The organism is [Lactobacillus] rogosae (assembly GCA_900112995.1).
GTDB lineage: Bacteria > Bacillota > Clostridia > Lachnospirales > Lachnospiraceae > Lachnospira > Lachnospira rogosae.
Genome location: FONU01000019.1, coordinates 67570 through 80638, shown reverse-complemented (window position 1 = coordinate 80638; position 13069 = coordinate 67570). Strand labels below are relative to the sequence as shown.

The 13069-nt window shown below is 44.0% G+C and carries 16 protein-coding genes and 1 pseudogene; 16 read left to right on the top strand and 1 reads right to left on the bottom strand.

Translation table 11 applies throughout. The annotated features are described in order from the left end of the window. The first annotated feature begins 377 nt into the window (after positions 1-377). The 9 genes from BM157_RS09545 to BM157_RS09505 all read left to right on the top strand — a co-directional run bounded on the left by BM157_RS09545 (position 378) and on the right by BM157_RS09505 (position 6100). Complete coding sequence (locus BM157_RS09545; protein ID WP_090140885.1) at positions 378-566, top strand: hypothetical protein; 189 nt, start codon at positions 378-380, stop codon at positions 564-566. Beyond that, positions 563-751 (top strand): hypothetical protein, encoded by a 189-nt coding sequence (locus tag BM157_RS09540; protein WP_090140882.1) that lies wholly within the window; start codon positions 563-565, stop codon positions 749-751. The genes BM157_RS09545 and BM157_RS09540 overlap by 4 nt, the downstream gene beginning before the upstream one ends. Next, positions 723-1370 (top strand): ATP-binding protein, encoded by a 648-nt coding sequence (locus BM157_RS09535; RefSeq protein ID WP_318255901.1) that lies wholly within the window; start codon positions 723-725, stop codon positions 1368-1370. The genes BM157_RS09540 and BM157_RS09535 overlap by 29 nt, the downstream gene beginning before the upstream one ends. Next, positions 1363-1566 carry an excisionase gene (locus BM157_RS09530; RefSeq protein WP_090140878.1) on the top strand — a complete coding sequence of 68 codons (204 nt, stop codon included), beginning with the start codon at positions 1363-1365 and terminating at the stop codon, positions 1564-1566. Before BM157_RS09535 ends, BM157_RS09530 begins: the two co-directional genes overlap by 8 nt. 177 nt (positions 1567-1743) lie before the next feature. After that, entirely contained in the window at positions 1744-2049 is a 306-nt protein-coding gene (locus tag BM157_RS09525; protein ID WP_456361692.1) for a type II toxin-antitoxin system RelE/ParE family toxin, read from the top strand. After that, positions 2042-3148 carry a HigA family addiction module antitoxin gene (locus BM157_RS09520; RefSeq protein WP_090140874.1) on the top strand — a complete coding sequence of 369 codons (1107 nt, stop codon included), beginning with the start codon at positions 2042-2044 and terminating at the stop codon, positions 3146-3148. Before BM157_RS09525 ends, BM157_RS09520 begins: the two co-directional genes overlap by 8 nt. 313 nt (positions 3149-3461) lie before the next feature. After that, positions 3462-4661, top strand: coding sequence for a site-specific integrase (locus tag BM157_RS09515; protein ID WP_090140872.1), 1200 nt, complete (start codon positions 3462-3464; stop codon positions 4659-4661). A 358-nt stretch (positions 4662-5019) separates the two neighbouring features. Beyond that, positions 5020-5397 (top strand): TnpV protein, encoded by a 378-nt coding sequence (locus BM157_RS09510; protein WP_090140870.1) that lies wholly within the window; start codon positions 5020-5022, stop codon positions 5395-5397. A 46-nt stretch (positions 5398-5443) separates the two neighbouring features. After that, positions 5444-6100 (top strand): hypothetical protein, encoded by a 657-nt coding sequence (locus tag BM157_RS09505; RefSeq protein WP_090140868.1) that lies wholly within the window; start codon positions 5444-5446, stop codon positions 6098-6100. A gap of 96 nt (positions 6101-6196) precedes the next feature. On the opposite strand, the gene BM157_RS09500 is transcribed toward BM157_RS09505, so the two are convergent. After that, positions 6197-7003 carry a helix-turn-helix transcriptional regulator gene (locus tag BM157_RS09500; RefSeq protein WP_090140866.1) on the bottom strand — a complete coding sequence of 269 codons (807 nt, stop codon included), beginning with the start codon at positions 7001-7003 and terminating at the stop codon, positions 6197-6199. A gap of 484 nt (positions 7004-7487) precedes the next feature. Here BM157_RS09500 and BM157_RS09495 point away from each other — a divergent pair, with 484 nt between their 5' ends. From BM157_RS09495 to BM157_RS09455, 7 genes and pseudogenes are all read left to right on the top strand, one after another. Continuing rightward, the gene (locus BM157_RS09495; RefSeq protein WP_003533394.1) at positions 7488-7676 is read left to right on the top strand and encodes a hypothetical protein; all 189 of its coding nucleotides are present in this window, start codon (positions 7488-7490) and stop codon (positions 7674-7676) included. Continuing rightward, the gene (locus tag BM157_RS09490) at positions 7673-8014 is read left to right on the top strand and encodes a DeoR family transcriptional regulator (protein ID WP_003533392.1); all 342 of its coding nucleotides are present in this window, start codon (positions 7673-7675) and stop codon (positions 8012-8014) included. The genes BM157_RS09495 and BM157_RS09490 overlap by 4 nt, the downstream gene beginning before the upstream one ends. Then, complete coding sequence (locus BM157_RS09485) at positions 8007-8303, top strand: DUF3847 domain-containing protein (RefSeq protein ID WP_090140864.1); 297 nt, start codon at positions 8007-8009, stop codon at positions 8301-8303. Before BM157_RS09490 ends, BM157_RS09485 begins: the two co-directional genes overlap by 8 nt. 309 nt (positions 8304-8612) lie before the next feature. After that, positions 8613-9266, top strand: coding sequence for a hypothetical protein (locus BM157_RS09475; RefSeq protein ID WP_227612115.1), 654 nt, complete (start codon positions 8613-8615; stop codon positions 9264-9266). 186 nt (positions 9267-9452) lie between these two features. Further along, positions 9453-11033 carry a MobQ family relaxase gene (gene mobQ / locus BM157_RS09465; RefSeq protein ID WP_090140858.1) on the top strand — a complete coding sequence of 527 codons (1581 nt, stop codon included), beginning with the start codon at positions 9453-9455 and terminating at the stop codon, positions 11031-11033. Positions 11034-11098: 65 nt separating this feature from the next. Continuing rightward, positions 11099-11744 (top strand): annotated as a pseudogene (locus BM157_RS09460) (CHC2 zinc finger domain-containing protein). Beyond that, positions 11713-13050, top strand: a complete 1338-nt coding sequence (locus BM157_RS09455) for a VapE domain-containing protein (protein WP_090140853.1) — start codon at positions 11713-11715, stop codon at positions 13048-13050. Before BM157_RS09460 ends, BM157_RS09455 begins: the two are co-directional and overlap by 32 nt. Positions 13051-13069 lie beyond the last annotated feature (19 nt).

Sequence of the window (13069 nt, the reverse complement as noted above, 5' to 3'; positions counted from 1 at the left end):
GATTGTTGTTGTAATAAACATACTTTATAAGCTCAAAGATATGTGCTAAGCGTTCACGATATTTTCGCTTTGCATCCTTTTTGTAGTTGTAATAACAATTAGGACTAATGCCAAACTTCTGGCATAGCCATCTTAAACCAAATATATTTTTATTGTCATCGATGAATCGATATACCACTAATCGATTTCCTTCGCGAAGAATGCCGCCGCTTTTTTTAAGAAAGCAATCTCTTTATCTTTTTCATTAAGAAGCTGATTTAATCTTCTGATTTCCTTTGCTTCATTAGATTTTGCGGTTGTGCTGGTGGTATAAAGGCATTCTTCCTTGTATTCGTTAACCCATTTGCTAACTTATTATATCACAACAACGAGCCAATATGATTTTTGTGAAGGTTCCAGAGTCGAGTGTAACGGACACAAAACTGCCTCAAATTGGGGCAGAAAATAAACCATATTACGGTTCGAAAATTGTCGGTTCAAGGGGCGGAAAAGTAGCCTCTAATAACTATAAGAATAATACAAAGATAATCACTAATTATGATTTTGAGGAAGGAGAAAGTTTATGAGTGAAAAAGTAATTACAAGGAAAATTAAATATTGTGACAAGTGTGGTGAACCATTGGAGATGTTATTTACAAATGGACCAGTATTAGGTATGGACTGTCATCCGAGAATGTGTGAATGTATGCGCATAAAGAATTTTCAAGAAACAATGGAGCGCCGTGAAAGAGAGCGCAAAGAAAAAAATTAGTCGTAATAGATCCATTTGCTTTGCGGACAATAAGATGTATGAATGGAACTTTAAGAATGATGACCGTTCTGTTCCGGCTATGGTTCATGCCAGAAACTATGTAGATAAGTTTAAACTAATGCTTGAGGATAATATCGGTTATCTCTTCTGGGGTGGTGTTGGCACCGGCAAATCATATATGGCAGCATGTATTGCCAATGCTTTACTAGACAAGGAGTATACCGTGAAGATGACCAACTTTGCAACAATCATCAATGATTTGTTCTGTTGTGAGGACAAGAATGAGTACATAGATGCTTTGGTCAAATATGACTTGCTTATTATTGATGACCTTGGAGCGGAACGTGGAACTGAGTATGCAGTGGAGAATGTGTTCAATGTGATTGACAGAAGATATCGTTCTGGTAAGCCTCTTATCATCACAACCAACTTACATTTATCCATGCTTACAAACGAGCAGTCATTGGACAAAAAGCGTATCTATGACAGAATCTTGGAGTTATGTATTCCGGTTTGCGTAAATGGAGTCAGCAAAAGAACTGCGACAGCAAAGGAGAAGATGAAAGAGATGCAAGAAATCGCTAAGTCATATCAGAAAGGAGGGGATGCGATTGAGTAATTACGAGATTCCATATTGGAAAAAATACACCTTATCAATTGAAGAAGCTGCAGCTTATTTTAGGATTGGAGAGGGAAAGCTTCGAAGACTAGTTCAGGAGAATCCAAGAGCAGATTATTTGCTTTGGAATGGTAACAGGGTTCAGATTAAGAGGGAGAAGTTTGAAAAGTTTATAGATACGCTGAGTGCGGTGTAGAATCATTGTAACTAGAAGAAACCTATCAATAATCATAAGTGAAAAGAGGTTGAAATTCTGGATGAATGGTGCTATGATAAAGAAAAGTTACCATTTTGGTAATTTTATTTTAGAAATGAGGATGCAGTTATAGAAATTCGATATTATGACAATACAGTAAAGAAGCTATGTACAGATTTGAAAAAGGCCAAGAAAGATTTGCCGGCTAATGTTGCAGAGAAGCTTCATGCGCTGATAAACTTGATTGAGAGCTCAGCAAATTTGCAGGATATAGCAGAAATGCAGATTTATCATCTGCATCCCCTACAAGGAAAAAGAGAGGGACAGTATGCTCTTGATATTGCAGGACGTAGGGCAGGATATCGCTTAATCATCATTCCCGTAGATGCCGATGGAAATGAATGTAAAGAAAAAGATGTGAATATAGTTTATAAATCTACGGAAATAATAATAGCATGGGAGGTGTCTAATCACTATGAATAAGATTGAATATGAAGAGTTGATTGCATTTCATCCTGGTTACTATGTAAAGGATTATATTGAAGATCAAGGCATTACTCAGGAAGAGTTAGCGAAACGCCTTCAGACGACTCCAAAATATGTAAGTGATTTGGTAAATGGAAGAATAAATCTTACTGATGAGATGGTCTTAAAGTTGTCCATTGTTTTTGGAACTTCAACTACGATGTGGCTTAACTTAAATCAGAAATATATTGAGAAGAAACTTGAAATTGAGAAAAGAATACAGTTGGATAAGGAATGTGAGCTTGTTCGCCAGATTGAATATAAATTCTGGGTTGAATTGGGATTGGCTAAGGCAACACGAGTTGCAACGGAAAAGGTCATGGAATTACAACGCTATTTCAAGGTTTCTTCATTAAGTGTTTTAAGTGAACGTGATTTCTTGGTACAGTATAGAACTAGTGTGCCAGAGGTTACTGATGTTAATGTAATCAATGCAAATGCATGGGTTCAGACTGCTATCAATATTGGATCAGGAATGGATGTTGAACCTTATGACAAGAAAAAATTATCAGCAGCTATTCCAGAGATAAGAGGCATGACAGTACAGGATCCGAAGAAGTTCTATCCAAGACTGAAAGAACTGCTGGCAAGTTGCGGTGTGGCTTTGGTGCTTCTTCCTAATCTTAAGAACTGTGGTGTTAATGGTGCTGTTAAATGGCTTGGCAAAGATAAAGTTGTTTTGGTCTTGAATGATAGAAGAAAATACGCAGATACTTTTTGGTTTGCCTTATTCCATGAATTAGGTCATGTATTACAGCAGAGAGTAAAGGTTCTTCTTGTAAGCGAAAAGAATAAGGCTGGATTAGAAACTGATGCTTTGATTCAGAAATTAGAGACGGAAGCAGATTTATTTTCACAGGATACACTTATTCCGAAAGATGAGTACTTGGAATTCATAGAGGATAATCCGAGAGGATTTACTTCAGATTCTGTCAGAGCATTTGCTAAAAAAATAAATATTCTTCCTGGCATCGTTGTCGGAAGATTACAACAGGACCAGTACTTAACATATCAAACTAATTTGAACAGTTTGAAAATCAAATATGTGATTTCATAAACATGTTTTACTCTTCGGAGGAAATAGCGAAAATGCATAAAAATGTCTTCTAGAATTTCTAGGAGGCATTTTTTTCTGCCCAATTTAGTAATTAGCTTTTTTTCAACCCAAATGTATTGTGTAAGGAGTAGATGAGAACTTACAAAAAGATACAAGAAAATTTGCAATCAGCTTTTTAAGGTTCCAAGTACTTAATAGAGGACGAATCATACATATCAAGTACTTGAGAAATTTTGTAAAAGTTGAGGAAAGAAGAGGCCTGACGTGTTATACTGTTTATATGCTATGTCACGCCCTGATGTGGAGGTAGAAAATGAGCACAAAAAGACGTGACAACAAAGGAAGGGTTCTTTTGAATGGAGAAATCCAGGAAGAATCCGGAAGATATCGTTATCGATATATTGATATCTTAGGTAAAAGAAGAGAGATTTATAGTTGGAGACTTACCGAGGCAGATCCAATACCTGCGGGTAGGCGAAGGGACAAATCACTTCGTGAAAAAGAGGAAGCAGCAATGCTCTTACAGTTCAAGGGAATATCTGGTTCAGATATGACAGTTCTTGATTTGGTGGAACGTTATATTTCCCTTAAGACAGGAGTAAAGAAGTCTACACAGCGGGGGTACCAAACTGTGATAAGTAACTTGAAGAAAGAGCCGTTTGCACTTAGAAGAATTGATTCTATCAAGATTTCAGATGCAAAGCTTTTTCTAATCCATTTGCAACGAGAAAAGGGGATGAGCTACAGCTCGATTCACAACATCAGAGGTGTACTTAGACCGGCATTTCAGTTAGCAGTGGATGATGACCTTATTATGAAAAATCCTTTTGGATTTGAGATGGGTACTGTGATTCAAAACGATAGCAAGAAACGTGAGGCAATTACCACAGAAGAGAAGGAGAATTTTTTAGCTTTCGTGAGAGCAGACAATCATTATAAGCAGTACTACGATGCGTTCTGTTTATTGTTTGCAACAGGACTTCGAATTTCAGAATTCTGTGGACTAACAACCAGGGATTTGGACTTTAAAAATAAGGTGATTCATATGAATAAGCAGTTGGTTCGTCACAGCGATATGGAGTACTATATTGAGACAACCAAGACTTCCAGTGGTAAGAGAGATTTTCCGATGGATGATGAAATCGAAGCGATTTGCAGACGTATTATTCAGAATCGTAGAAAACCAAAGGTTGAGAAAGCAATCAAAGGAGCATCTGGTTTTCTATTCTATGACAAAAATGATATGCCACGAGTAGCACTGCATTGGGAGAAGTATTTCGAGTATGCTGTGAACAAGTACAATCGAACGCATAAGGTTCTAATGCCTAAGATAACACCTTATGTTTGCAGACACACATTCTGCAGTGAGAAGGCGAAAGAAGGTATGAATCCGAAGGCTCTTCAGTATCTAATGGGACATTCAGACATTGCTGTTACATTGAATGTTTATACTCATATGGGACTGGATGATGCACGTAAGGAACTAGAGAAAATGAGAGCGGTGAATCAGTAAAATACACCTCGATTTGTACACCTTTCGTACACCTTTTGCCCGAAAAAATGAGGGAAAATTTAAGAAAAAATGAAAAAATACAAAAAATGAAACTGATTTTATTGGGTTTCACAGAATACCCGTAAACCCAGTAAAATTAACACTTTGAAAGGTTATAAAAAGATATGAAAAAGAAGATTAAAGTCCTTTTCCTGTGTCACGGCAGGATTTACCGGGCATGATGAAAAATCTCAAATCGTCTCATAAGCCCCGTTTTTAAGCGTTTTTTGTGTTTCAGTCTCAAATTTACCAAAGATTTACCAATATTTCTGGAGAGCCAGACTTGCAAAAAAATGAGCCAGAATGAGGAGATTAAAACATGGGCGAATTGAAATCAAGAATAACGGAAAACGGAATTGATTATATCCTTGTTGGGGATTACTACATCCCAGACTTGAAACTGCCGGAGGAACACCGCCCCATTGGAAAGTATGGACGGCTACACCGGGAATATTTAAGAGAAGCCCACCCAGCCAGATTGAACACATTGACACTGACCGGGGAGTTATGGACATACCTTGCAGACCTGAACGAACAAGCACAGGAACGGTTAGCCACCATCATGGAGCAGATGAAAGCTGTCGAGGGCGTGACAGAGGAATTAAAGCGCACTTCTCAAATGGAATGGGTGCAGCGTTGCAATAACATTCACAACCGGGCAGAAGAAATTGTTTTGCATGAGATGATTTATTCATAACGGTATGATAGAATGATTACTGTTAAATTAGAATTGGGAGATGCCTATGAACAAGTTTTTGAATGATATAAGGAGTGCCGAAAATCCTATATCTGGTAATAGAAAAATTATAAATACCATAGCTGTATTGTTCCTTGGAATAGCTTTGGGGACTTTTTCAAAATTTTTGGATTTTCGTCAAACTGAACTGCCAAGTGTGCTTATGGCAATAGATGGGGCATTAGATGTTCATAATTTCCTTGGGCGTTTTGAAATTTGGGTATTGATTGCACTGTGTATTTCTATTTATAGTAATTCTGCAACAAGAGCAAGTGTTAATGTTTTTGCGTTTTTTGCTGGCATGGTTGCAAGTTACTATTTGTATTCAAACTATGTCGCAGGATTTTTCCCAAGAAGCTACGCTATGATTTGGTTTGGCTTTACCATGATTTCTCCGTTCTTGGCATTTGTCTGTTGGTATGCGAAAGGAAAAAGCAGACCTGCATTTATGCTATCAGTATTGATTTTAGCAGTATTGTTTAACATGACTTTCGTATATGGATGGGGATATTTCGAAGCACGCTCTGTTTTAGAATTGATAGTCTTTATCATCGGACTTACTGTTTTGAGGAGGGACACATTGAAAAGTTCTGTGCTAATGGGAACAATTAGTATAGTTCTTGCAGTTTTACTTGATATGGTTATTCCATTTCATTTTGGATAAACAACTTCCAGTGTCGTTCTAAAAATTCAACTGAATAATCCCAGCAAAAACCGCTGCTACATGGAAGCCAACAAACCATGCAATAGCGGTTTTTTGTTACCGTTTTTTCCTCTGGCTGATAGGCGTTCCCATTTTCTTTGATTTTTTGAGAATCCGAATGAGCCAGCGAAATTCTTCATCTGACAGATTTTTATAGTTGATGCCGAGCTGCTTGCAGTAAAGGACAACCAGCTTTTCATCCCGGCTGCCCTTGAAATTTTCGTCTGCTTCCAGATTTTCTTTCAGTTCATCGGCAACGGTGGTCTGGGGAGCACTCTCGCTGTCTTTTTTGTGAGCTTCCCGAATATCCCGGATAATGAGGTTGAGGTCATCCAGAACCATGTGACTGAAATATTCATCATCGCTGATATGGGCGGCTTGCAGCACTTTCAAATGCGGGTCATCTTCGCCGGGGCGATACCGTTCAATGATTTCATGCCGGACGGTATCGACAAGAGCGTTGAGATTTTGAATCTGCATGGTGGCAATCCCATCCACATAAATCTCAATGTCCGCAAGAAACTTGATAAAGTCCTTATGGGTGGCAAGTTCGCAGAGCAGGCGGTTGTTAATCCGACCGCTTTTCAGAAGTGCTACCATCTCATCACTCAAATGCAGCTCCCTTAATGGCGTGTTGATCTCCGCCCGGTTCTCTGTCCGGCAAAAGAGATAATCGAGGGACACCCCATAAAAATCTGCCAGCAGGATAAGGTTGCCATGATTGATTTCCTTATAGTCATCTTTTTCATAACTGCCAAGAGCCGATTTTGAAATGCCCGTTTGCTCAGCCAGTTCTTCCAGTTTTAATCCTTTGTTTAATCGTAAATCTTTTAGCCGTTCCTGTATTGTAGTAGCTCCGTTCATTGAAGCAGTTCCCCCTTTCTGACGACATTTATAACCGTTGAATTGATTATACCATATCAATTCCGTAATCGTGGAAATTTCTGATTTTTACCCTTAATTCCTACTTTGTGGACATACGGCACAGGGCACAAAAATGTTCTATGATACAGGTAGTTCATCGATGGATTATTCCAATCGAATGACCAGCCTGTGTGGGATATGCTTCCCCAGCGATGTAGCGCCATGACTTTTGGCAGGGATGTGGAGGAACCCTGACCGAAACGAGCGTACCAAAGGGAGCGATACGCCGCTGTGAGATTCAGGGGAGGAACGACACCGGGGAGAACTGGCGAACTGACACCGAGATGATACCGAAACACGACAATCTGATAGGGGGACAGTCTACCCTATCGCTGATACTTCGGGAGATTTTAAGCGGCTCTATGGCTATGTTTTTGCCGAAAATCGCCCCGAAACCATACACTAAAACGGGAGGAAGCGCAATATGCCGAGAATGAGCAAAAAGAGGAAGCATGAGCTTTCCTTTTACCTCAATGACCGGGGGCGTGTCACTTACAACGAATTATGCCGGAAATGCCAGCATGGGTGCAGGCAGAGCTTCCGGGCGGTTGTGATTAACTGCCCCCGTTATTTATCCAAACGAGCAAAGAAAAAGGAGGAACACACCGAATGAATTTTGAATTTATGACGATAGACACACCATTGCCGCTCTGTATGCCCTTTCCCAGAGCGTTAACAGGATTTCCAGTCAGCAGCACCGCAAAGGTTATGTACTGCCGGATGCTGGACGCTATGCTATCCAAAGGGCAGGAGGACGAGAACGGAATCCTGTTTGTCTGCTTCCCTGTCACAGCCCTTGCCGCAGTCCTGTCCCGCAGCTCTATGACGGTCAAGCGTTCTTTGAATGAACTGGAAACCGCCGGACTTATCATGCGGGTGCGTCAGGGCGTGGGAGAACCAAACCGGATTTATGTGCTGATACCGGGAAAGGAGGACGCTGCCCTTGCCTGATACCTCAAAGCTGGAAAAGCTCAACCGGGAGCTGGAGAAAAGCGAAAAGAAACTGCGGAAAGCCATCAATGATGAAAAGGTATTGCAGCACCAGTTGAAGCAGCTTACCCGAAAGGAACGGACACACCGGCTCTGTACTCGTGGCGGTATGCTGGAAAGTTTTCTGCAAGAACCGGAACGCCTGACCGATGATGATGTCATGCTGCTGTTGAAACTCATTTTTCACAGGCAGGACACGCAGGAACTATTGAAAAAACTGCTGGAACGGGAGAAGTCGGAAACCCCTTAGTTTACTAAGGGCGCAATTATACACCACCCAGAGGTTGGTGCATTGCGTTCTCCGAAGGCTCCTCGCCGGAGGGCTGTGATTTTCCGCAGTCATGGTCTGCTCCAAATCATACAGGGGACGCTACGCTTCCCCTGCGCTGGCTGCCGCCAGCTACCCTTTTGTGGACTTGCCATCTGGGGACACCTTGCGTTGCAAGCTGTTCCCAGCCGACAAGTTTTACAAAGTCTCTCTATACTTTGACGGTCGGGTAAAGTATAATGAAGTCGACGACAAATCGGAAGTGGCTTATTGTATTGGGAAGGAGAAGTTATGGACAGAATGGTAATTGCAGGTGGCTATGGGATCTGTTTATTTTCCGCAGACACCTTACAGGATTTTTTGAAGCGTGAGAAAATTCGGAAAAGAAAACTGTTAAGTCTTCTGCAAAAGGATAAGGAGCTTTATCTGAACACGCAACGAGAGGGAATTTTCATCCCGTTGGTAGGGATTGATCACTATAATTATGCAATCAAATTGGAAGGGCAGGACGAGCCCTTTGATGACCAGTGGGTGCAAAAAATCAGCTATGAGGGCTTTAATCTGGAAGTAAAAGATGGACTTTGGATTTCTGCTATTGAACAGCTTGAACCTTTTGAGCCAAAGGAATACCATATCAAGGAAGAAGAATTTTATACCACACCGGGGTACTTCGGTTCTGTGGAGCACTACCACTCCCCGTGGGAACGGTGGTATAAGTCAGAAACACCAGATGGTATCTGTACAATTTATACGGACATCAAGTATAATGTTCCTGCTGGAAAATATCTGCTGTCCATCAAAGGCTACACCCGAAAGGAACAACAGAAATTTCCTACCCCCAACTGTGGTTTTTTCTTTTCCTTTACAGAAGTAGATTCGTTTGAAGGTTTCAAGAATCCACGAGAATCTGATGAGTACGATTTTAATCTAGGAAGTATAAAGTAGAAAACTTTCAATTTGCCACCCACACATCGGGTCAATTTGTCCCGAGCTTTTACAACTTAATACCCGCCGCCCACACAGCGGCACACCGAGCAGGAAATCTGAAAAAGGTCTCCTGCTTTTTTTCTGCCCAAAATGAGGTGGTAAAACCCCACCCCATCCGCCAATCACAGAAAGGAGTGACACGAAATGCCCTGCCCACACAACGAAATCACGATTGTTCAGCGCAGCCAGCGACAGTCTGCGGTTGCCGCCGCTGCTTACCAAAGCGGCGAAAAGCTGTTCTGTGAATACGACCAGCAAGTGAAGCACTACCCGAAAAAGCGTGGTATTGTCCACAATGAAATTCTGCTCCCGGCAAACGCCCCACGGTCGTATGCAGACCGCAATACCTTATGGAACGCCGCCGAAGCGGTGGAAAAGCAATGGAACTCCCAGCTTGCAAGGCGGTGGGTGCTTACCATCCCAAGAGAGATACCACCCGACCAGTATGCTGTCCTTGTCCGGGAGTTTTGTGAGCAGCAGTTTGTTTCCAAAGGCATGATTGCTGATTTTGCAATCCATGACCCCCATCCGCCGGGACACAATCCCCACGCCCATGTCATGCTCACTATGAGGGCAATGGACGAACATGGAAAATGGCTTCCCAAGAGCCGCAAGGTTTATGACCTTGACGAAAACGGGGAACGGATAAAACTTCCGTCCGGCAGATGGAAAAGCCACAAGGAGGATACGGTGGATTGGAACGACCAGAAGTATTGCGAAATCTGGCGGCATGAATGGAAGGTCATCCAGAACCGCTATCTGGAAGCCAATGACCGTCCGGAGCGTGTGGACTTGCGTTCCTATGCCAGACAGGGGCTTGATATTGTCCCCACTGTCCATGAGGGGGCTGCTGTCCGGCAGATGGAAAAGCGTGGTATCCAGACGAATATCGGAAACCTGAACCGGGAAATCAGAGCCGCCAACAGTCTGATGAAGTCCATCCGGCAGCTTATCCAAAACCTCAAAGGCTGGATTACCGAGCTGGGAGAAAAACGGAAAGAGCTGCTTGCACAAAAAGCGGCGGAGGAAGCGACACTTCTTCCCAATCTGCTGATGAAGTACATGGAGATACGAAAGGAAGAACGGAAGGACTGGACGAGGGCTGGACAGAACCGGGGGACTTCACAGGACTTAAAGGCAGTCAGCGAAGCCCTGTCCTATCTCCGGCAAAAGGGGCTTTCCACTGTGGAGGACTTAGAAGCGTTTCTGGAATCTTCCGGGAAATCAGCCGCAGATTACCGCAATCAGATGAAGCCAAAGGAAGCCCGCAGCAAAGTGATTGACGGGATTCTTGCCAGCCGGACAGACTGCAAGGAATGTAAGCCTGTCTATGAGAAGTACCAGAAGATATTTTTCAAGAAAGCAAAGGAGAAATTCAAACAGGAACACCCGGAGGTTGCCCGGTATGCGAAAGCCGCCGCCTACCTTGCCAAGCACCCGGACGATAAGGACAGTACCCAAAAGGAGCTGCAAGAGGAGCAGGAAACGCTTCTGGAAGAAATTGCAGCCCTGAAAACACCGCTGACCGAGGTACAGGAGGATTTGAAGAAGCTGCGGGACATTCGCTACTGGGTACGGAAAGCCACCCCCGGCACAGAAGAAAGCAAAGAGCCGCCCAAGAAACAGCCTATCAAAGAAGTCTTGCAGGATAAGGCTGACGAGAAAAAAGCACAAAGAACTGTCCCGGCACAGACGAAACACAAACAACAGGATATGGAACTTTAACAGGCACTTGCCATTTTCAATCAGAGAATGTCAGGTGCTTTTCTTATTTTCAAGGAGGGATAGATTTGAATGTATTTGAAGCTGTGAAGCAGTCCGTCACAACAAGACAGGCTGCGGAGCATTATGGAATCCATGTAGGTCGGAACGGGATGGCTTGCTGCCCGTTCCATAACGATAAAACCCCCAAGCATGAAGCTGGATCGGCGTTACCACTGCTTCGGCTGCGGTGCGGATGGGGATGTGATTGATTTTGCCGCCGCCCTGTATGGGCTGGGAAAGAAAGAAGTCGCCGTACAACTGGCACAGGACTTCGGGCTTTCCTATGAGGACTGGAAACCGCCGGGAAAGGCAAAAAAGCCCAAGCCCCGGCAGAAATCCCCGGAGGAACAGTTTCAGGAAGCAAAGAACCGCTGCTTCCGTATCCTTGCCGATTATCTCCATCAGCTTCGGGCATGGAGAAAGGAATATGCCCCGCACTCCCCGGAGGAAGCCTTTCATCCCCGGTTTGTGGAAGCCTTACAGAAGCAAGCCCATGTGGAATATCAGCTGGATGTGCTGCTGTTCGGGGAAACAGAGGAAAAAGCGGCTTTGATTACGGACTACGGAAAGGATGTGATACAGCTTGAACAGCGAATGGCAGAGCTTGCAGCCGCAGACGCAGCAAGAACTAAAAAACACCATGAACGCCATGCAGCCGCCCCAGAGCATTGAGGAAATCAAGGCGGGGCTGGAAACTACCGAGAAAGGCGGTGTCCGTCAGAGCATACGGAACTGCCTGACCGTATTCCAGCGTGACCCTCTGCTTTCCGGGGCTATCGCATACAACATCCTAACTGACCGAAAGGACATCATAAAGCCCATCGGCTTCCACAGAGAAAGCACCGCCCTGAACGATACGGACATGAAGTATCTGCTTCTCTATCTGGAAGAAACCTACGGGCTTACCAATGAGAAAAAGATTGATAACGCCATCGGGATTGTGGCGAATAAAAACAAGTACCATCCCATCCGGGACTATCTCAATACCCTGGTGTGGGACGGGACAGAACGAATCCGTTTCTGTCTGCGGCACTTTCTGGGGGCTGACGCAGACGATTACACCTATGAAGCGTTGAAGCTGTTCCTGCTGGGTGCAATCTCACGAGCCTTTCAGCCGGGATGCAAATTTGAAATCATGCTCTGTCTGGTAGGCGGTCAGGGGGCTGGCAAGTCCACCTTCTTCCGTCTGCTGGCAGTCCGGGACGAGTGGTTCTCCGATGATTTGCGGAAGCTGGACGATGACAATGTGTACCGCAAGCTGCAAGGTCACTGGATTATCGAAATGTCGGAAATGATGGCAACCGCCAACGCCAAGAGCATTGAGGAAATCAAGTCGTTTTTAAGCCGACAGAAAGAGGTTTACAAGATACCCTATGAAACCCACCCGGCAGACCGCCCCCGTCAGTGCGTGTTTGGCGGCACTTCCAATGCCCTTGACTTCCTGCCCCTTGACCGTTCCGGCAACCGCCGCTTTATCCCCGTCATGGTGTACCCGGAGCAAGCCGAGGTTCACATTTTGGAGGACGAAGCTGCTTCCAGAGCCTATATCGAGCAGATGTGGGCAGAAGCTATGGAGATTTACCGAAGCGGCAGGTTCAAGCTGGCTTTCAGCCCCACCATGCAACGGTATCTCAAAGAACACCAGCGGGATTTTATGCCGGAGGACACCAAAGCCGGAATGATACAGGCGTATCTTGATAAGTACACCGGGAGCATGGTCTGTTCCAAGCAGCTTTACAAGGAAGCCTTGAACCACACCTTTGACGAGCCGAAGCAATGGGAAATCCGGGAAATCAACGAGATTATGAACCAGTGCATTACCGGCTGGCGGTACTTCCCGAACCCAAGAATGTTTTCCGAATATGGCAGACAAAAGGGCTGGGAGCGTGAAAACCCGGCAACGGACTCCGGCAACCCGTCTGAAAAAGCGATGGACGGTTTTGCGGAGGTCGCAGAACAGATGGAGCTTCCATTCTGAAAAGGACAGCCCGTTGCAC